At 34.1% G+C, this 20391-nt stretch carries 20 protein-coding genes; 19 read left to right on the top strand and 1 reads right to left on the bottom strand.

Translation table 11 applies throughout. The features are described 5' to 3' along the window. Positions 1 to 73 precede the first annotated feature (73 nt). The 8 genes from J2Z81_RS01695 to J2Z81_RS01660 all read left to right on the top strand — a co-directional run bounded on the left by J2Z81_RS01695 (position 74) and on the right by J2Z81_RS01660 (position 8184). Positions 74 to 1138: a helix-turn-helix domain-containing protein gene (locus J2Z81_RS01695; RefSeq protein WP_226370588.1), complete on the top strand. Its 1065-nt coding sequence runs from the start codon at positions 74 to 76 to the stop codon at positions 1136 to 1138. 5 nt (positions 1139 to 1143) lie between these two features. Continuing rightward, complete coding sequence (locus J2Z81_RS01690; protein WP_226370587.1) at positions 1144 to 2694, top strand: RecQ family ATP-dependent DNA helicase; 1551 nt, start codon at positions 1144 to 1146, stop codon at positions 2692 to 2694. Beyond that, positions 2681 to 3265, top strand: a complete 585-nt coding sequence (locus J2Z81_RS01685; protein ID WP_029270694.1) for a CPBP family intramembrane glutamic endopeptidase — start codon at positions 2681 to 2683, stop codon at positions 3263 to 3265. The genes J2Z81_RS01690 and J2Z81_RS01685 overlap by 14 nt, the downstream gene beginning before the upstream one ends. Next, positions 3258 to 3572 carry a hypothetical protein gene (locus J2Z81_RS01680; protein WP_029270692.1) on the top strand — a complete coding sequence of 105 codons (315 nt, stop codon included), beginning with the start codon at positions 3258 to 3260 and terminating at the stop codon, positions 3570 to 3572. Before J2Z81_RS01685 ends, J2Z81_RS01680 begins: the two co-directional genes overlap by 8 nt. A gap of 477 nt (positions 3573 to 4049) precedes the next feature. Next, positions 4050 to 4628, top strand: coding sequence for a genetic competence negative regulator (locus J2Z81_RS01675; RefSeq protein WP_029270690.1), 579 nt, complete (start codon positions 4050 to 4052; stop codon positions 4626 to 4628). A gap of 103 nt (positions 4629 to 4731) precedes the next feature. Further along, the gene (locus J2Z81_RS01670; RefSeq protein WP_226370586.1) at positions 4732 to 5667 is read left to right on the top strand and encodes a D-alanine--D-alanine ligase family protein; all 936 of its coding nucleotides are present in this window, start codon (positions 4732 to 4734) and stop codon (positions 5665 to 5667) included. Between the two features lie 167 nt (positions 5668 to 5834). Next, positions 5835 to 7115, top strand: coding sequence for a Glu/Leu/Phe/Val family dehydrogenase (locus J2Z81_RS01665; RefSeq protein ID WP_029270688.1), 1281 nt, complete (start codon positions 5835 to 5837; stop codon positions 7113 to 7115). Positions 7116 to 7209: 94 nt separating this feature from the next. After that, a complete protein-coding gene (locus J2Z81_RS01660) occupies positions 7210 to 8184 on the top strand; it encodes a YpdA family putative bacillithiol disulfide reductase (RefSeq protein WP_226370585.1) in 975 nt (324 codons plus the stop codon). Positions 8185 to 8223: 39 nt separating this feature from the next. On the opposite strand, the gene J2Z81_RS01655 is transcribed toward J2Z81_RS01660, so the two are convergent. Beyond that, positions 8224 to 9195, bottom strand: coding sequence for an asparaginase (locus J2Z81_RS01655; protein ID WP_029267835.1), 972 nt, complete (start codon positions 9193 to 9195; stop codon positions 8224 to 8226). A 204-nt stretch (positions 9196 to 9399) separates the two neighbouring features. Between J2Z81_RS01655 and sleB the strand changes: the two genes are divergently transcribed. The 11 genes from sleB (at position 9400) to spoIVA (ending at position 20161) form a co-directional block, all read left to right on the top strand. Then, a complete protein-coding gene (sleB, locus tag J2Z81_RS01650; RefSeq protein WP_029267837.1) occupies positions 9400 to 10140 on the top strand; it encodes a spore cortex-lytic enzyme in 741 nt (246 codons plus the stop codon). Positions 10141 to 10156: 16 nt separating this feature from the next. Next, positions 10157 to 11500, top strand: coding sequence for a germination protein YpeB (ypeB, locus tag J2Z81_RS01645; protein ID WP_029267839.1), 1344 nt, complete (start codon positions 10157 to 10159; stop codon positions 11498 to 11500). A 207-nt stretch (positions 11501 to 11707) separates the two neighbouring features. Further along, complete coding sequence (cmk, locus tag J2Z81_RS01640; protein WP_029267842.1) at positions 11708 to 12388, top strand: (d)CMP kinase; 681 nt, start codon at positions 11708 to 11710, stop codon at positions 12386 to 12388. 158 nt (positions 12389 to 12546) lie between these two features. Then, positions 12547 to 13677, top strand: a complete 1131-nt coding sequence (gene rpsA, locus J2Z81_RS01635) for a 30S ribosomal protein S1 (RefSeq protein WP_029267844.1) — start codon at positions 12547 to 12549, stop codon at positions 13675 to 13677. Positions 13678 to 13829: 152 nt separating this feature from the next. After that, on the top strand, positions 13830 to 14432 hold the full coding sequence (locus J2Z81_RS01630; RefSeq protein WP_029267846.1) for a YphA family membrane protein: 603 nt from the start codon (positions 13830 to 13832) through the stop codon (positions 14430 to 14432). 161 nt (positions 14433 to 14593) lie between these two features. Beyond that, the gene (der, locus tag J2Z81_RS01625; protein ID WP_029267848.1) at positions 14594 to 15901 is read left to right on the top strand and encodes a ribosome biogenesis GTPase Der; all 1308 of its coding nucleotides are present in this window, start codon (positions 14594 to 14596) and stop codon (positions 15899 to 15901) included. A gap of 15 nt (positions 15902 to 15916) precedes the next feature. Next, a complete protein-coding gene (locus J2Z81_RS01620; RefSeq protein WP_029267851.1) occupies positions 15917 to 16957 on the top strand; it encodes an NAD(P)H-dependent glycerol-3-phosphate dehydrogenase in 1041 nt (346 codons plus the stop codon). A gap of 57 nt (positions 16958 to 17014) precedes the next feature. Beyond that, complete coding sequence (locus J2Z81_RS01615) at positions 17015 to 17272, top strand: stage VI sporulation protein F (RefSeq protein WP_029267853.1); 258 nt, start codon at positions 17015 to 17017, stop codon at positions 17270 to 17272. 253 nt (positions 17273 to 17525) lie between these two features. Next, positions 17526 to 17723 carry a DUF2768 domain-containing protein gene (locus J2Z81_RS01610; RefSeq protein WP_029267855.1) on the top strand — a complete coding sequence of 66 codons (198 nt, stop codon included), beginning with the start codon at positions 17526 to 17528 and terminating at the stop codon, positions 17721 to 17723. A gap of 21 nt (positions 17724 to 17744) precedes the next feature. After that, positions 17745 to 18473: a hypothetical protein gene (locus J2Z81_RS01605; protein ID WP_029267857.1), complete on the top strand. Its 729-nt coding sequence runs from the start codon at positions 17745 to 17747 to the stop codon at positions 18471 to 18473. Positions 18474 to 18682: 209 nt separating this feature from the next. Further along, positions 18683 to 20161, top strand: coding sequence for a stage IV sporulation protein A (gene spoIVA / locus J2Z81_RS01600; protein WP_029267859.1), 1479 nt, complete (start codon positions 18683 to 18685; stop codon positions 20159 to 20161). Positions 20162 to 20391: the final 230 nt, after the last annotated feature.

The raw sequence follows: 20391 nt of genomic DNA, 5'->3' as shown, positions 1-20391 counted from the left end.
TACCAACGTTTCTTTATAGTTGGTATTTTGTATCAGATTATTTACATGATGTGCTATAAAAGTAGGTGATTGATTGTTATTTTCTGGGATTGTTCTAAAATGCTGTTTACATATAAACGATGAACGTTCAACCGCTGCAATATTTCATTTGTTAAAGGGGAAAAGATCCATACAGACAGTCCAAGACACACACATTTATCATCTTGATCATTTGTATGGTATCCATCAACAGTTAACGAAACAGACCTTCGATAGGAAAATTAAGGAACTGCATCATCAAGATTTATTAATCCCCAAATCGAGTACAAAAAACATATACAAACCAACTGATAAAGCAAAAAAATGGATTGAAAATAATAAAGGAAATCTGCCTATGAATCGCTTTCAAGGACTAAAATATTATGAATCAGGCAAGATTTTTTATCAACGTTTATTATTACTTATCCAAACCCTAACAAACAGTAAAATGCACCACCTCAACTTTATCCCAGTTATCGATAACAGATCAGTTGAAAACTGGGTTAGAGAAGCATACAAACAAATCAAGCCGGATGAAAATAAGGTGCTTTCTAAATTACACGAAGAATTACACTCTTTACTAGTCCATTTTTCAGATAAGGAAGCATCTTTATTTGTTAATAAATTGACCGGGTTTAAAACATACGGAATGAGTATTCAGCAATTAGCCATGATGTATAAAATGGATGCAATTGATATTCAGCTGCTACTTACTAGTATGATACATTATATATTAAACGTCATTACAAAAGAGCATGCACGTTATCCATGGATGGCTTTTATTGCAAATCATATAAAAGATAATCATTTCATGACTAAATCTGCTCAAAAAACCTATCATCTTCTTAACAAGGAAAAGTTTTCAATAGAACAGATCGCCAAACGAAGACGTCTGAAAGAAAATACCATTTGTGACCATATTGTTGAAATTGCTTTAAATGATAATCATTTTCCTATTGAATATTATGTGGAGAAAAACACGTTCGAAGAAATTTTAAATGCAATAAAACAAACAAATTCATTGAAGTTAAAACATATCAAAGAAAAAGTAAATGATGATATTAGTTATTTTCAAATCCGTCTTACGTTAGCGCAATTTAAAACACGCTTAAATAGGTGAAACCAATGAAACAACAAAATTTTTTAAAAGCAAATCTAAAAAAGCATTTTAATTATTCCTATTTTAGAACAGGTCAGAAAGAAATCATTCTTGATATTATGAAAGGCAAAGATGTCCTCGGAGTGCTGCCAACTGGTTCTGGGAAATCATTATGCTATCAGCTGCCTGCAAAACTACTTAATGGTACAACAATTGTTGTATCGCCCTTAATATCACTAATGATTGATCAAGTAAAACAATTAAAATCAATGCAATTTAAAGAAGTTGTAGCTCTTAACAGTTTTATGGAGTATGAAGAAAGAGAACAAGTATTTAACAAATTAAATAGCTATAAATTAATTTACGTTTCTCCTGAACTTCTTCAGAACAATGAATTATTAACTCGTCTAAGTCAAATCGAAGTCAGCCTGTTTGTAATTGATGAAGCACATTGTATTTCGCAATGGGGGCATGAATTCAGACCGAACTATCTAAAACTTCATTCCATTGCTAATGCATTAAACGAACCACCAATATTAGCATTAAGTGCTACAGCAACAGAAAACGTGCAATCAGACATCATTGAGGCATTAAACCGGCCAAATATGATTAAACATATTTATCCGATGGACCGAGAAAATATTACTTTTTGTGTACGAGAAGTTTCAAATGAAAAGGACAAGCAAAAACGAATTATCCATTTTCTGTCTAATCACCGAGTTCCTACACTGATTTATTTTTCAAGCAGACAATCTACGGAAATTGTAGCAAAGGAAATTGCCAGAAAACTTCCACAGCTAAGAATAGCATTTTATCATGGAGGTATGGATCAAAGTGAACGCATTTCCATACAGCAGCAATTTATGAATGATCAACTAGATTTAATTTGCTGCACAAACGCTTTTGGCATGGGAATAAATAAAAAAAATATTCGATTGGTTATTCATTACCACTTTCCTTCACAAATTGAGTCATATATACAAGAAATAGGAAGGGCTGGCAGGGATGGTAATGCTAGTCTCAGTCTATTGCTCTTCTCTAAAAAAGATTATTATATACCAGCTAATTTAATTCAAAAAGAACTCCCCACTGAAGCGGAACTGAGGGAAGTGTTCACACAATTAGCTGAAATATATAAAGACGGATACCAGTACCCAATAACGGAACAACACCTTGAACATGTCTTACAAATAAATGAAATTCAAACCCGTTTTTTGTATTTTCAATTTGAAAAGCATGGTATGATTAAAAATAATACGATTATATATGAAAAAGGACATTGGATTCAGGCTTATCACAAAATCAATCAACTTAGAATTAAACGCCTTTCATTTAAAGAAAAAAAGATAAGTGAAATGATTCAATGGATGCAAAAAGACGATTGTCTCCGTAAACATTTATATAAAAGTTTTCAAGATACATATACAGAGCCTGCATTTGCGTGTTGCAGTAACTGTGGGTTTAAGCTTTCAGAGTGGAAGCCGGAACAAACCATCGTTTCGAAAAAACCACCGGCATCATGGGAAGAAAAATTAAAAGAACTATTTTTAATTGGAGTAGATAATGAAACAGACTGAATTAATTAAACAACTAACGGATGATGAATTAAAAAAACAGTTAATTTTATCACAGCTGTTCCTTATTGTACTTAGTCTTATTTTAAGCTTTTTTCTTTTTTCTACTCTCGTCGACTGGGTACAATATTTCCGGTGGCTTCCAAAGGAGATATTACAATTTGGTGTTTTTCCAGGAATCGCTATCGTTTTTATTGATCTTATTTTGATGTACATTTTTCCAAAACGCTATTATGATGATGGGGGAATTAACGAGCGAATATTTAAAAACCTTTCTATTAAAGAAATTTTTTTAATTACATTACTCATTGCGATTTCAGAAGAACTATTATTTAGGGGCGTAATCCAAACAACATTTGGATATCTTTTTGCAAGCATTCTGTTTGCACTTGTCCACCTCCGCTATTTAAAGAAACCCGTTCTGCTTATTTCAGTCCTTGTCATCAGCTTTTTAATCGGATATATATTTATGCTTACTGAAAATTTGTTTGTTACAATTACCACTCATTTCATTGTTGATTTTCTTCTAGGAATCATAATTCGGATGCAAAAGCGAGGTGCTATGAATGAATAGTCAGTCTACTGAAAAAGATGGAGATCAGGAAACAGATTTAAAAAAACTTGTAAATGAAATTCAGCATGAGGAAAAACAGGATGAACACGAACAACCCCTTCCGGAGATAAATGAACCTGAGGAATTCAAAAAAATAGATGTGCTAAATTTACCACCTAGAAAAGAAGTACATAACCAAACTCAATGGACACATGTGAAACTAAGAAAACCATTCGGACGCCTGATAGCAGTTATTATACTTCTGTTAATTATAACACTAAGTGCATATTTTTTATGGAGAGAAGATGTTTTAATAACGATATTTTGATTTAATAAAAACTAGCCTAGGATGATTTACAGCACATAGAGACTAAATAAATCCTATAAAAATACAAGCTAATGAAAAATCATCTCATGTAATTTGCATGAGATGACAAACTGATACCCGAATTGCTTGCTTTGGATACGCTTTTGCTTCTTAAAGATTCATCATCAACTAGGCTTTAATTTTCCTTTTTATTTTTTATGGCTTTTTATGCACATCATGATACAATGGGTTATTAAACCTCTGGATAATTAAAAATACCGCTGTTCCTAAAATCTTGGATAATCCTTTCAAAGTGCATGGCTATGGTATTTATGAGAGGATTTTGCTAATAAAACTGTAATCTCAATTTAAATAATGAGGAAAAAGCTGTTTATTGAGTTCAACAATTATATGGAAAGCATATAGTATACTATTGAGACCTATTTATTTCGTTAATATTAAGTATCTTGAAAATGGATATAAAAAGGGGGATGCTACATGCGAATTGAGCGAGTATCGGAAAGTCAATTTACAATCTTTTTAACTTTTGATGATTTAGTTGAACGTGGCTTTACGAAAGAAGATTTATGGCATGACGCATCAAGTGTCCAAAATTTGTTTAGTGATATGATGTACGAGGCGAGTTTTGAATTGGATTTTGAATTAGAAGGCATGTTGCTTGTACAAGTTCACTTGATGCAAGCGCAAGGAATGCATGTGATTGTTACACAAAAGTATGAAAATATAGATTGGGATGAGGATTTTATTGAAATGAAAGTGACTTTAGATGAAAGTAAAGAGCTAATCTTTTCTTTTGAGGAGTTTGAAGATATCATCCAAGTTTCATCATATTTATCTGCCTTATCGATCAAAGGTGGCCAAGTATACTTTATGAATAAACGTTATTACATGCTGTTACACGATGATAACTTACAAGATGTAAATAAAGAAAATATAATTGCGGTTTTGTCTGAGTTTGCATCCCCAAGCATTGTTACTTCCTATCGATTAAAAGAATACGCAAAAATAATATTCTCATCCAATGCTGTCAAAGAAATAATGAATACTTTTTACTGAGATGGGATATACGAAAAAATGATAGTACCTTATTTCATAACGTGCTATGATAAAATATGAAAGTTGAAGTTTATATTGAATTAGCCAGTTAGGAGTGTACATTTTGAAAATAGCTGTACTTTACGGGGGAATTTCCGGAGAAAGAGAAGTTTCTTTATCATCAGGAAAAGGAATTATAGAAGCACTAAAAAAAAATAAACATGAAGTTATCGGGATCGATTTCCATCCTGATAAGATGCATGAACTTATTGATCTAGACGTGGATTTAGTATTTATTGGGCTTCACGGAAAATTTGGTGAAGATGGCCGTATACAAGGGTTATTAGATATGCTAAATATTCCTTACGTTGGCTCAGGTGTTCTGGCTTCAGCTCTAGCAATGGATAAAGCAAAAGCTAAGCAAATATTCGATATGCACCAAATACCAACTGCAAAAAGCAGTGTTTTTAGTATAACAGAAAATACAGATAAAGAAGAATTAGCCAAAACAATAAATGCCACATTTACAACACCTTTTGTTATAAAGCCAAATAGAGAAGGATCAACACTTGGATTAACTATTATAGAAGATGAAGAGCAAGTAAAGAATGCAATTGATAATGCAGCGGCTAGTGACAAATCTATACTCGTTGAAGAATTTATTAAAGGAAAAGAATTAACTGTACCTGTTTTAGGGTACACAGATAAAGAAAAAGCATTACCTGTTATAGAGATTATTCCTAAAAATGATCTCTATGACTACGAGTCGAAATATTCACCGGGTGGGAGTGAACATATTATTCCGGCACAAATTGATAAAAAAACTACAGAGAAAATACAAAATTATGCAATATTAGCTCATCAAGTATTAGGCTGTAAGACATACTCTAGAGTGGATTTTATACTTACAGAAAATAATGTGCCAATTATACTTGAGGTAAATACCTTGCCCGGGATGACTCCAACCAGTTTATTTCCCGACGCAGCAAAAGCTAACGGAATGAGCTACGAAGCGATGATTGATACCTTTGTTAAACTATCAGTTGTAGAGGATCAATAAAAGACATGATCGTCCATTTATAAGGAAAAGGAAATTTCTTAAAATAATGAGTTTTGATAATTAAATAAAATAGCTTTATTTAATTGCATATTTATTATGAAGGTGTATACTAAACTCTGAGTATAGCGATTATAAAATTTTCAATAGAATTTCTAGGAGGTAAATACATGGTAGCCGATAGACCAACCGATTCTACCAGACAGGAAAATAATAATACAGATGTATTGGATTCTACGCGCACTGTTATAAAAACAGCATTAGAGAAGCTTGGTTACCCTGATGAGGTTTATGAATTATTTAAAGATCCAATACGAATGATTACAGTAAGAATTCCAGTAAGAATGGACGATGGATCAATCAAAGTCTTTACAGGATATCGCGCACAACATAATGATGCAGTAGGTCCTACCAAAGGTGGCGTTCGGTTTCATCCAAACGTAACTGAAAGAGAAGTAAAAGCATTGTCGATCTGGATGACTTTAAAAGCAGGTATTGTAAACCTACCGTATGGCGGAGGTAAAGGTGGTATTATCTGTGATCCCCGAGAAATGTCATTTCGTGAATTAGAAGGGCTTAGCCGAGGTTATGTTCGAGCAATTAGTCAAGTTGTTGGTCCAACCAAGGATATTCCAGCTCCAGATGTAATGACAAACTCACAAATTATGGCATGGATGATGGATGAATATAGTCGGATTGATGAATTCAATAATCCTGGATTTATTACTGGTAAACCAATTGTACTTGGAGGATCACACGGAAGAGAAACTGCTACTGCCAAAGGTGTTACTATTTGTATTAAAGAGGCAACCAAAAAAAGAGGCTTCGACTTAAAAGGAGCTAAAGTTGTTGTGCAAGGCTTTGGTGCTGCTGGAAGCTTTCTATCTAAATTCTTGCACGATGCTGGTGCAAAAGTGGTAGGTATCTCTGATGCTTATGGAGCTTTACATGATCCGGATGGTCTTGATATAGATTATTTATTAGACAGAAGAGATAGTTTTGGAACGGTAACAAAATTATTTAATAATACGATAACCAATAAAGAGCTACTCGAGTTAGATTGTGATATTTTGGTACCTGCGGCAGTTGAAAACCAAATTACTGAAGAAAATGCTCAAAATATTAAAGCAAGCATTGTTGTTGAAGCTGCTAACGGACCTACAACAATGGAAGCTACACAAATTCTCACTGACAGAGGAATTTTATTAGTACCTGATGTGATCGCATCTGCTGGCGGAGTTACTGTTTCTTATTTTGAATGGGTTCAAAATAATCAGGGCTATTATTGGTCGGAAGAAGAAATTGATGAGAAATTGCATGACACAATGATAAAATCATTTAACACGATTTATAATACCGCTCAAACCAGAAAAATTGATATGCGTTTAGCAGCATATATGATTGGTGTGCGGAAAACAGCAGAAGCTTCACGTTTCCGTGGTTGGGTATAAAAATATTCATTTCATATGACGAAAAAACTCTTATCATATATAGTAAGATAAGAGTTTTTATTTTATCTGAAAAAATAAAGGAAGTGCGAACAAAATGAATCAGGAGCAAGCCATTATAGTTGGTGGGGGACCTTGCGGAATGTCATGTGCAATTGCCTTACAAGAGCAAGGTGTAAACCCACTAATTATTGAAAAAGGCAACGTAGTAAATACTATTTATCGATTTCCAACACACCAGACGTTTTTTAGCTCCAGCGAAAAACTTGAAATTGGAAATGTTCCTTTTATAACAGAAAGAAAAAAACCAGTTAGAAATCAAGCATTAGCATATTATCGATCAGTTGCGGAACGTAAAAAATTACGCATAAATACATTTGAAAAAGTAATGAATATAAAGAAAGTCGATCAGAAAGTTCAGCTTACTACGACAAACGCTTCTCAAAAGACGCATACGTATCAAGCTAATAATGTAATCATTGCTACTGGTTATTATGATCAGCCGAATTACATCAATGTTCCCGGCGAAGAACTTGATAAAGTTATGCATTACTTTAAAGAAGCACACCCTTATTACAACAAGGATATAGTCATTATAGGCGGAAAAAACTCTGCTGTTGATGCGGCATTAGAGTTGCATAAAGCAGGGGCTAAAATTACGGTACTATATCGCGGCAGTACGTATTCCAAAAGCATCAAGCCATGGATCTTACCTGAATTCGATTCTCTCGTTAAAAAAGGTATTGTACATATGGAATTTAATGCACACGTTCAAAAAATCACCGAAAATGAGGTTTATTACACCGTAGACGGAAAAAGAAAAGAAATAAAAAACGACTTTGTATTTGCAATGACAGGATACAAACCCAATCTTCATCTTCTTAAAGAGATTGGAATAGAAGTGGACCCGAGAAACGGAAAACCACATTTCAATAAAAATAGCATGGAAACGAATATACCTGATGTATATGTAGCCGGAGTTGTTGCATCCGGATATAACAATAATGAAATTTTTATTGAAAATGGACGTTTACACGGTGAAATAATCGCAAAAGCGATTGTTAATCAATAACGGAGGTAAAAAATACCTCCGTTATCTTTTAAAATCATTTTATAAATCCTCTTCAAACATTCTTCTTACTAAATTGGTTTCGTTCGTTTCTTCTAAAGCAATTAATAATTTAATACGTGCTTTAGGACCTGAAAGCCCATTTGTAAAAATAACCCCCATTTCCCTTAACCGCTTACCGCCGCCTTCATAGGCATATGTTGGCTGCACAATACCTTGATAGCATCTAGAAACAAGCACAACAGGGATATTGCTATCGACCATCTGTTGTAAGGGGGGGATAGTTTCAATTGGTAAATTCCCTTGACCAAGACCTTCTACAACGATTCCATCCGGGTGCGTTTGTCGTACCGCATTCAATAATTTTTCATCCATTCCAGCAAAAGCCTTTAGTAAAAAAACATTCTTATTTACATCAGCTACGGAATGCTTTCGGCTTCGGTGTATCCGATGATGAAAAAATATAGATTCTTTTGTGACAATGCCCATTGGGCCGTATTGGGGACTTTGAAATGTTGCGATGTTACTTGTAGATGTTTTTGTTACATTTCTAGCAGCATGTATTTCGTCATTCATTACAACCAAAACTCCATTATTGGATGCTTTGTTCTCAGATGCTACCCGAATTGAACTAATTAAATTGTACATAGCATCTGAACCTATTTCATTACTAGATCGCATTGCACCTGTAAGAATGATTGGTTTACTCGTTTTGAGCACTAGATCTAAAAAATAAGCTGTTTCTTCTAATGTATCCGTTCCATGTGTGATGACGATTCCATCATAATAAACTATTTTTTGTTCTATTTTTTTAGCTAACTTAAGCATATGTTTAGGTGTAATGTGCGGAGATGGCAAATGAAACTCTATTAGCTCATCAACATTGGCATAATTATGTAAAAGAGCAGACAAATTTGTTAAAGGGTGCTTATCCGATGTTGTTACTTCCCCATTTTTTTTATTTTCTAACATCGAAATCGTACCGCCTGTATGAATAATTAATATGTTTTTTATTGTCCTCACCCACCTGCATGAAACAAATTTTTCAGTTCCTAGTTCAATACTACCTTCCAGCGCCAAAAACAACAAGTGTAAAACTATTATATATATATTTCATACTATTTTCTCTAAAACTTATTCGTTAATCATGAATAAAAAGAAGTTTTATTCAAAAAATAGGTATCACAATAAAGTTTTGGAAAAATAGGAGGAAAAAGTATGACCTATAGAAAGCTGTCTCTATTAATAATCATTGTCTGTTTTTTATTGACTGGGCTAAACACCCTAACTTCCCCGAAAGTTGTTGATGCTTTTAGCCCACAAGTAATTCAACACGGGGCTACTGGAGATGACGTTATCGAATTGCAATCAAGATTAAAACATGTAGGATTTTATAATGGGAAAATTGATGGCGTTTTTGGTTGGGGGACATATTGGGCATTAAGAAATTTTCAATATGAATTTGGTATGAAAGTTGACGGTCTTGCCGGAGCGGCAACAAAAGAAAAGCTCGTTAAAGCAAGTAAAAATTATGATGGGGCTACAGCAAATCAAAATGCTTCACAGGAGAAAAATACCACCGCAGTTAATGTACCCCAAGGTTATTCTCAAAATGACATTCAATTAATGTCTAACGCAGTTTATGGGGAAGCTAGAGGAGAACCTTATGAAGGACAAGTTGCTGTTGCAGCAGTTATTTTAAATAGGGTAGAAAGTGCTACTTTCCCAAATACTGTATCAGGGGTTATTTTTGAACCAAGGGCATTTACTGCAGTTGCGGACGGACAAATATGGCTAACACCAAATGACACTGCAAAATCGGCTGTTCTGGATGCAATCAATGGTTGGGATCCAACAGGTAATGCAGAATATTATTTTAATCCAGATACAGCGACCTCAGCTTGGATCTGGTCTAGACCACAAATTAAAAAAATCGGAAAACATATATTTGCAAAGTAGAAAAGGAGTGAGTCACATGATTCGTTGGATATTGATTACAATTCTGACTTTAGGTATTGCTGGAACAGCCTACTGGGGATACCAAGAACATCAAGAAAAAAATGCTGTATTAATCCAAGCAGAGAATACGTACCAACGTTCTTTCCATGATTTATCATATCGTATGGATTTGCTACATGATAAAATTGGTACCACACTTGCGATGGATTCGAATGAAATCCTCTCTCCGCAACTCGTAGAGATATGGCGCCTCACTTCGGAAGCACAAGCAGATGTTGGCCAATTGCCATTATCATTACTTCCTTTTAATAAAACAGAAGAATTTCTATCAAAAATAGGTGATTTTACTTATCGCACAGCTGTTAGAGATTTAGAAAAGGATCCTCTTTCAAAAAAAGAAAGCAAATCTCTTAAAAATTTATATAAACAAGCTGGTGAAATCAAAGATGAATTAAGAGAAGTTCAACACCTTACCTTAAAAAATAACTTACGTTGGATGGATGTCGAGCTTGCTTTAGCCACACAGGAGGAACCAGCAGATAATACAATTATCGACGGATTTGAAACCGTTGAAAAGAAAGTAGAAGGCTTTGCTGAAGCAAATCAAAATTCTTCCATTAATGGAGATACAAACGAAGATAAAGGCTATAAATATATAACAGGGAAAAAAATAAATAAACAAAAAGCCTTAGACCGCAGCAAAAAGATATTTAATGTTTCAAATGAAAATAATTTAAAAATCACAAACAGTGGTAAAGGATCGGAAATTCCTTTATACAGTATATCCTATAAAAACGGGGACAAAAGTGCCTATATGGATATGTCCCAAAAAGGTGGTCATCCGATATCACTTTTAGTTAATAGAGATGTGAAAGATAAAAAAATCAGCTTAAATGAAGGACAGGAGAGAGCGGAGGAATACATTAAGCAATTCGATTTTGAGAACATGACTGTTTATCAAAGCAGTGAATATGACAATGTAGGCGTATATTCATTCCTATATGAAGATGATGATGTACATGTATACCCCGACTCTTTAGAAGTAAAAGTAGCCTTGGATAATGGAGATATATTAGGATTTAATGCGAGGAACTATCTTAAAAACCATACAGATAGAGATATCTCTAAACCAAAGCTATCGCAGGAAGAAGCTAGGGAAAAAGTTAATTCTCAAGTGAAAATAAACGAAGAATCTCTAGCCATGATTGAAAATGAAATGGGAGAAGAAGTATTGGTCTATGAGTTTCTAGGTGTTTTAAATAATGAAACATATCGTATTTTTATAAATGCGATGGACGGAAAAGAAGAAAAGGTTGAAAAGTTAAACGGAAAGGAAATAAATTTTGCTAGTACGAGATAAGATCAAAAAAGGATTGGCCTACGCCTTTCCTTTTTTGGTATCATTAAACTATATGTACGTTTCCGCTAGCACCATATATTTTTTATTTTAAAAACTACGGATCCCTCTTCAATATGTTATTATTTAATCATATGGCTATGAAGAATTGAACAAGGAAAACTGAAACTTACATACATTTACAAGATTATGAGAGGGCTGAAGGGTATAATGAAGAGTAAATCGATCGCAATTGCTATTGATGGTCCTGCTGCAGCAGGAAAAAGTACAGTGGCAAAGTTGGTGGCAAACAAATTATCATTTATATATATTGATACTGGAGCAATGTATCGAGCTTTAACAAAAAAGGCGCTGGATGAAAAAATAAACTTAGATGATGAACAATCTCTCGTTGAATTACTGAAACAAACAGAAATAAATCTCAAACAAAATGAAAAAGGTCAAATGGTCTGTATAAATGGCAACGATGCCACTTTACAAATTCGGATGCAAGATGTAACAAATAATGTTTCTTACGTCGCCAAACACCCTCTCATTCGAGAAGAAATGGTGAATCGACAACAGAAACTAGCGGAAAAACGCAGTGTTGTGATGGATGGAAGGGATATAGGCACCCACGTACTCCCTCATGCCGAAGTAAAAATTTTTTTAGTAGCTTCTGCAGAAGAGCGTGCAAAGCGACGTCATAAAGAAAATCTTCAAAAAGGATTCCCATCAAATATAGAAAAATTGAAAGCGGAAATAGAGCGAAGAGATTCGATCGATACGAAACGGGAGATAGCACCGTTAGTCAAAGCAGATGATGCAGTTGAAATCAATACGACGACATTAACAATAGACGATGTTGCAAATCGAATTTTAAAAATTGCTGAACAAAAACTCCAGTTATAAGCATTTATGATAATCTTAAAAAAATATTTTGAATCTGCTTTGCTTGACAAATAATTAAAAATATTAGAAGTTATAAAAAAGAACGTTTATAATGGATTAATATATTCCATAAACAATTAGATAAAGGGTTTTTTTAATGTGATTAGGAGGGTAAGCATATGGATGAAGCAAATAACGAATTAGCAGAAGTGAGTGTAGGATCGATTTTAACAGGTACCGTTGTTAAAATAGAAGAGAAACAAGTTTTAGTTGATATTGGCTATAAAACAGAAGGAATTGTACCAATTAGTGAATTATCAAATCTTCATGTCGAAACATCTAGTGATGTTGTTCAAGAAGGAGATCAATTATCATTAAAAGTAAAGAAAGTAGACGACGATGAGGTAGTCTTATCTAAAAAGGCAGTAGATTCAGAAAAAGCATGGGATAAGCTAGAGCAAACATATCATAATAATGAAATATTTGAAGTGGAAATTAAAGAAGTAGTAAAAGGTGGACTTGTTGTAGATGTAGGTGTTCGTGGATTTATACCTGCTTCACTTGTAGAAACTTATTTTGTAGAGGATTTTTCCGATTATAAAAATAGAATCCTTAAGGTAAAAATTGTAGATCTAAATAGAGATCAAAATAGAGTTATTTTATCTCATCGAGCAGTTACAGAAGAAGAGGCTGATTCGAAAAAACAAGCTTTATTACAAACATTAGAGCCTGGACAAATTATAGAAGGAACCGTTCAGCGTTTAACAAATTTTGGTGCATTTGTCGATATTGGAGGGATAGACGGTCTTGTCCATATTTCTGAGCTAGCACATGAACATGTTGAAAAAGCTTCTGATGTTGTTTCAGAGGGGGAGAATATAAAAGTTGAAGTTTTATCAATAGATCGGGATAATGAGCGTGTTTCACTTTCACATAAAAAAACATTACCTGGTCCATGGGAAAACATAAGTAATCGAATTGCTTCAGGTGATATTATAAATGGAACCGTCAAGAGATTAGTTAATTTTGGAGCATTTGTAGAACTGCAACCAGGAGTAGAGGGACTAGTTCATATTTCTCAGATTGCTAATCGTCATATTGGTACCCCTCAAGAAGTTCTAGAAACCGGCCAGCAAATAGACGTGAAAGTATTAGATGTCAATGAGAAGGAAGAACGTATCTCGCTAAGTATTAAAGAACTTGAACAGGAACAAGAAGCAACTGAGTATAAGCAATATGAAAAAACGGAAGACCAATCCGGCTTTCAACTTGGTGATTTTATAGGGGATAAATTAAATAAATATAAATAAGAACACTGTTTTGTATCAGGAACCTTGGTACGTCTTCCACCAACGGCGTATGAAGTAGGCTATTATCAGAAAAAGGTTTTTCCTTAATAGGATAAGCCTTTTTTGTTTAAAAAATAATTGTTATAGTCATAATGCTAATGGTGGTGATCGATATGACGGAAGGACTGATATTCTATTGGTTCAGTTGGATCTTGTGGATCATAGTAACCTTTTTAATGAAAAAAAATAAAAGGAGAACATTACTGGCTTGCTATATATTAATAGCAATAATAAGCTCAAATACCTATATTTCAATTAATAGTCACAGTATTTCTGTAACTATTATATTATTACTGTTTGTAACAATGGTATTACTTTCCCGACCGCCTCATTTTATATATCATGTGTTCATTTCATTTACAATGATGATTGGTTATGCGGCTATGCTAATATGGAAAATGAATACGCCTATTTGGCTTCTTACTCATGATTTCATCATGATTCCATTCATCAGTGCACTAGTCATTACCTTATTGGTAAAAGGGGTGCGTAATAAAATTGTTACCGGATTCTTAGGCATAACTGCAGGAGAATTTATTTATAGTATCCTATTAATAGAATATGATTTACAGAAAACAATAGGAGAAATGAGTTTTTTTGATATGCTTATAGTTACGTTAATGTTCATTGTATTATTGGATACACTACAGAAGGTAAAGTCTAAATTATTCATCCTGCCTGTTCATCATAAAAAAATAATAAAATGGCAACATTAATCATTATACTTTTTATCAACACCATTCTTCAAAATCAATTGTTAATATCAATTTCTTTTGCTAGAATAAATTAATGTTGCTAAAAATATAAAAAATACTATAAATATAAGCACATTATTAAAGCGTTGTTTAGAACGTATAAAAGAAAGGGAGTTCCTTTCATGAGGAAATCTGTTGTAGCTATCGTAGGAAGACCTAACGTTGGAAAATCAACAATATTTAATCGCTTAGTAGGCGAAAGAATATCCATAGTAGAAGATACCCCAGGAGTTACTAGGGACCGGATATATGCTGAAGCTGAATGGTTAATGACTACATTTAGTGTTATTGATACCGGCGGTATAGAAATTGGTGATGAACCATTATTAAAACAAATGAGAAATCAAGCAGAAATTGCCATTGATGAAGCAGATGTAATCATTTTTATGGTAAACGGAAAAGAAGGGATTACAGCAGCTGACGATGAAGTTGCAAAGATTTTATTTAAATCAAATAAACCAGTTGTGTTAGCAGTTAATAAAATAGATAACCCTGAAATGCGTGATACCATTTATGAATACTATTCATTAGGATTTGGAGAACCATTTCCCATTTCAGGTGCACATGGACTTGGACTCGGAGATTTACTTGATGAAGTAGTAAAACATTTTCCAATTACTGATAAGGAAGAAGCAGAGGAGGATACCATTTATTTTAGCCTTATTGGAAGACCTAACGTCGGAAAATCCTCCTTAGTTAATTCCATTATAAATGAAGAACGGGTTATTGTAAGTGAGATGGAAGGAACAACAAGAGATGCCATTGACACTCCCATACGTAAAGATGATCAAAATTTCGTGATTATTGATACCGCTGGTATGCGCAAACGAGGAAAGGTATACGAAAAAACAGAGAAATATAGTGTTTTACGCGCATTAAAAGCCATTGAACGCTCTGATGTGGTTCTCGTTTTGATTGACGCAGAAACAGGGATAAGAGAACAGGATAAAAATATTGCAGGTTATGCACATGATGCTGGTCGTGCAATTGTCATTGTTGTCAATAAATGGGATATAGTAGAAACGACCGAAAAGACAATGAAGGATTTTGAAAATAAAATACGAGCACATTTTCAATTTTTAAATTACGCCCCAATCGTGTTTCTTTCAGCTAAAACAAAAAAAAGGTTACATACCTTAATGCCATCCATTAAAATCGCAAGTGAAAATCATACTAAACGCATTTCTACAAACATTTTAAACGAAGTAGTTATGGATGCTATAGCAATGAATCCGACTCCAACATTTAAAGGAAAAAGATTGAAAGTACTTTATGCAACACAAGTTTCAGTAAAACCGCCAAGTTTTGTCATATTTGTAAATGACCCTGAATTAATGCACTTCACGTATAAACGCTTTCTAGAAAATAAAATCAGGGATGCGTTTGGATTTGTTGGTACTCCGATTAAAATATTTTCCAGGAAAAGATAAGAAGGAGGAAGAATAATGGCAAAAGTGGCAGTACTAGGAGCTGGAAGCTGGGGGACAGCTTTAGGCATTGTACTAGCAGATAACGGACATGATGTTCGACTATGGACACATCGCAAAGAACAAGCAGACGCTATTAATTTAACACACAAAAATGAAAATTATCTAGAAATCATGATTCCTGAACAAATAAAAGCATACCATGATTTACAAGAAGCTATCACTAACGTAGAAGCAATTGTTATTGTTGTTCCTACAAAAGCAATACGAGAAGTATGTAAAAATTTAAATGGGTTGTTAGATTCATCTTCAGCAACTTTAATCCATGCTTCCAAAGGAATCGAACCTATATCATTAAAACGAGTATCACAAATGATTGAAGAGGAAATGGAAGGGTATCAATATGAAGATATTGTTGTGTTGTCCGGACCAAGTCATGCTGAAGAGGTTGCTAAAAGACAGCCAACAACCGTAACTGTATCTTCTGTTAATCGATCAAATGCTAAAATCGCTCAAGATTTGTTTATCAACGAATCTTTTCGTGTTTATACAAGTACAGATATGGTTGGGATCGAACTCGGTGGAGCCTTAAAGAATATTATTGCTTTAGGTGCAGGAATTTCAGACGGGCTAGGATATGGCGATAATGCGAAAGCAGCTCTTATCACAAGGGGACTAGCTGAAATAGCACGTTTAGGCACTTCACTCGGAGCAAACCCATTATCATTTTTAGGTTTACCAGGTGTGGGAGATTTAATTGTTACTTGTACAAGCGTTCATAGCAGAAATTGGCGAGCTGGGAATTTACTAGGTAAGGGAAACAAGCTTGAAGAAGTTTTAGATCAAATGGGCATGGTTGTTGAGGGCGTAAGAACAACGAAAGCCGCATATCAATTTGCCAAGAAGCAACAAGTTGAAATGCCCATTACAACTGGCATATATCAAATATTATTTGAAGACAAAAATCCGAAAGACGTGGTAGAACAGCTCATGAATAGAAATAAGCGCGAAGAAATGGAAGATCTAGCTGCATTATTAAGAAGCATAAATACAAAATAACATATTTATCCTCCTCGCATATACTATGTTGAAGAAATATTGCAAGGAGGAGAGCATGTGAGTAACCAAAAGGGACTTTTTGACAAAATACAGCAAAATTCGAATATCAATCCGGATGAAGTTTATAAAATCGCTAATTCTGTTAAAAACGCTGATTTTTCAAATGAAAAAACAGTAAGGAAATTGGTACGCCACTTAGCAAGGTTAGCAAATAAACCTGTTTCAAAGGCAAAAGAGGATAAAATTGTTCAAGCAATAACCAAAAATAATATGCCAATGGATATGCAATCTTTAAATCGTTTATTTAAAGATTAACGATGTCTGGGCAAGTGAGGATACATGAATTCGTGTACTCGCATAGAATATAATCGCACAGATGCATAGATATATAGAGTTGCTGTGGGTGTTATTTAGTTACACCGGGATGAAACTAGCCCCTTTCATCCCGGTTTTAAATTGTTCATTTTTTTATATTGCTTTTTATATCATATTTTAATGCCTGAATATACACCGTATGTTATAATACTTTGTGCAAAGAAAAAGGAACACAAAGTAAGAGGTGAAAAAAATGTCAGTTTCAATGCTTAAAATGTATGTATCATTTGCTGGTATGATACTCTTGCTTTTAGCAATTGGACTTATCTTACTAAGCAGATACAAATTAAAAGGCTTTTTAGCAGGAATTGTATCGTTCCTTGCATATATATCCTTCATTCTAGGCGCATTAATTATTTTATATATTGTTTTTAGCGGTCCAACGGGGTAGGCTGCATTAGGAGGCTATTAAATGAAATATACATATGTGCGACTCTTTAGTTTGCTATTTATGTTATTTATTCTAAGTGGTTGTTTATATCCACAAAGCGAGCTATCAAAAAATCAATCACCAAATGAAGCTCAACTAGAGTTAGTGCAGACAGCAGTCGATAAATACAAGGAACAAACGAATGGGCTGGTCCCAATAAAGACAAAAGAGAGCAATTCACCAATATTTCAAAAGTATTTAATTGATTTCAATGCATTAAAGGAACAAAATACTTTGGCTGAAATACCGGGAAATGCCTATGAAAATGGTGGTGTATATCAATATACAATCATAACCCCTGAGGATAACCCTCGTGTTAAATTAATTGATTTACGCAGTACGGAAGAATTAAGAAAAGTTAATATTAAACTTGAAATTTATCGAGATAAACATATTTATCCACCATTCGGTGAGGAAATTGCGAATGGAATATTTAAGATTGATTATAAAAAGTTAGGACTAAAATCTGAACCATCTGTGGTAAGTCCATATTCGAAAGAAAACTTACCTATTATTATGGATACGGATGGACAACTTTATATCGATTATCGAATCGATTTAAACAATGCACTAAAAGAATATGATAATCATTATAAAAAGGGCGAAGATATTCGTACTATTTTGCCGGAAAACACTCCCTTCGTTCCTGCATATTCACTACCATATACGGTGGACAACGGTGAACCAGTTTTTTTAGAACAAAATAAATAAATCATCATAATCATTCCCTTGTAACATAAAATGTTGCAAGGGTTGTTTATTTATCCTCTATTTTTGTTCATTGCACTGATAGAAACCATTCTTTTTAATTTCATGCAAAATTAAGTCATATTCTTATCGGACAACATCATAGACTTGTAATGTCAATTAATCGTAATTTGTTCATTATACAATGGTATAGGAGATCGGGAGGGGATCGTTTGGAAAGAATTGATGTTTTTAAAGATATTTCGAAACGAACGAATGGAGATATTTATCTTGGAATTGTAGGAGCAGTTCGGACGGGTAAATCAACTTTCATAAAGAAGTTTATGGAATCAGTCGTTTTGCCTAATATTGAAGATGAGAGTGAACGTGCTAGAGCACACGATGAACTTCCTCAAAGTGCAGCTGGTAAAACAATTATGACTACAGAACCTAAATTTATACCCAATCAAGCTGTATCTGTAAATGTGGAGGAAGGACTTGATGTCAATGTACGCTTAGTTGATTGTGTTGGATATGCTGTTGATGGCGCCAGGGGATTTGAAGATGAAAATGGCCCTAGAATGATTCATACACCTTGGTATGAAGACCCAATACCGTTTCACGACGCAGCTGAAATTGGCACACGTAAAGTAATTCAAGAACATTCTACTATCGGTGTTGTAGTAACAACAGATGGTACAATTGGTGAAATTGACCGAGCAGAGTATGTGGATGCAGAAGATAAAATAGTAGAGGAATTAAAAGAAGTAGGAAAACCTTTCATCATGGTTATTAATTCCTTAAGACCAAATGATCAAGAAACGGAATTTCTGCGTCAAGAATTAGCTGAAAAGCATGATATGCCAGTACTCGCAATGAATATAGAATCAATGACAGAACACGATGTATATAGCGTGTTGCGCGAAGCACTGTATGAGTTCCCGGTATTAGAAGTTAATGTTAACCTTCCTAGCTGGGTGATGGTTCTAAAGGAAGAGCATTGGCTAAGAGAAAATTATCAAGAAGCAATTCAATCTACGGTAAAAAATATTAGGAGATTGAGGGATGTAGATTATATTGTAAATGATTTTGCAGATTATGATTATATTGACAAAGCGAATTTAGCTGGAATGGAAATGGGAGAAGGTGTCGCTGAAATTGATTTGCACGCACCAGACTATTTATATGATCAAGTCTTAAAGGAAATTGTAGGAGAAGAAATCAGGGGCAAAGACCATTTACTTGAGCTCATGCAAGGGTTTGCGCATGCCAAAAGGGAGTATGACCAAGTAGCAGGTGCCCTGCAAATGGTGAAACAGACTGGTTATGGGATAGCAGCACCAACTATAGAAGACATGGCACTTGATGAACCGGAGATTATTCGTCAGGGTTCTAGATTTGGGGTAAGGCTTAAAGCAGTAGCTCCTTCTATCCATATGATTAAGGTAGAAGTAGAATCAGAATTCTCCCCTATAATCGGGACAGAAAAACAGAGTGAAGAATTAGTTAGGTACCTTATGCAAGATTTTGAGGAAGATCCATTATCGATCTGGGAATCAGATATCTTTGGCCGATCACTTAACTCAATTGTAAGAGAAGGCATACAAGGGAAAATATCACTTATGCCTGAAAACGCCAGATATAAATTAAAGGACACGCTTGAACGAATTATAAATGAAGGTTCAGGCGGATTAATAGCAATTATCCTATAGCAGCTGTTAATAGCTGCTTTTTATTTTTTAACATCACTAACCCATACGCTTATTTATAGGTGTTTTGGGTTTTTATCTGTTTGACACATTCTTAACAAATAAATACACTAAAATAGCAGGGATTTCATATTTTCCGTCGTATATATGTAATATAATAAAACAAGCTATTTTAATTAGAAAAAACCTCATAGCGACCAATTTTTTAATAAAAAACACAAAAATCCCGAAAA

Source organism: Virgibacillus alimentarius, from assembly GCF_017874635.1.
Taxonomy (GTDB): Bacteria; Bacillota; Bacilli; order Bacillales; family Amphibacillaceae; genus Virgibacillus_B; species Virgibacillus_B alimentarius.
This window is presented reverse-complemented; position numbering and strand designations above follow the sequence as displayed.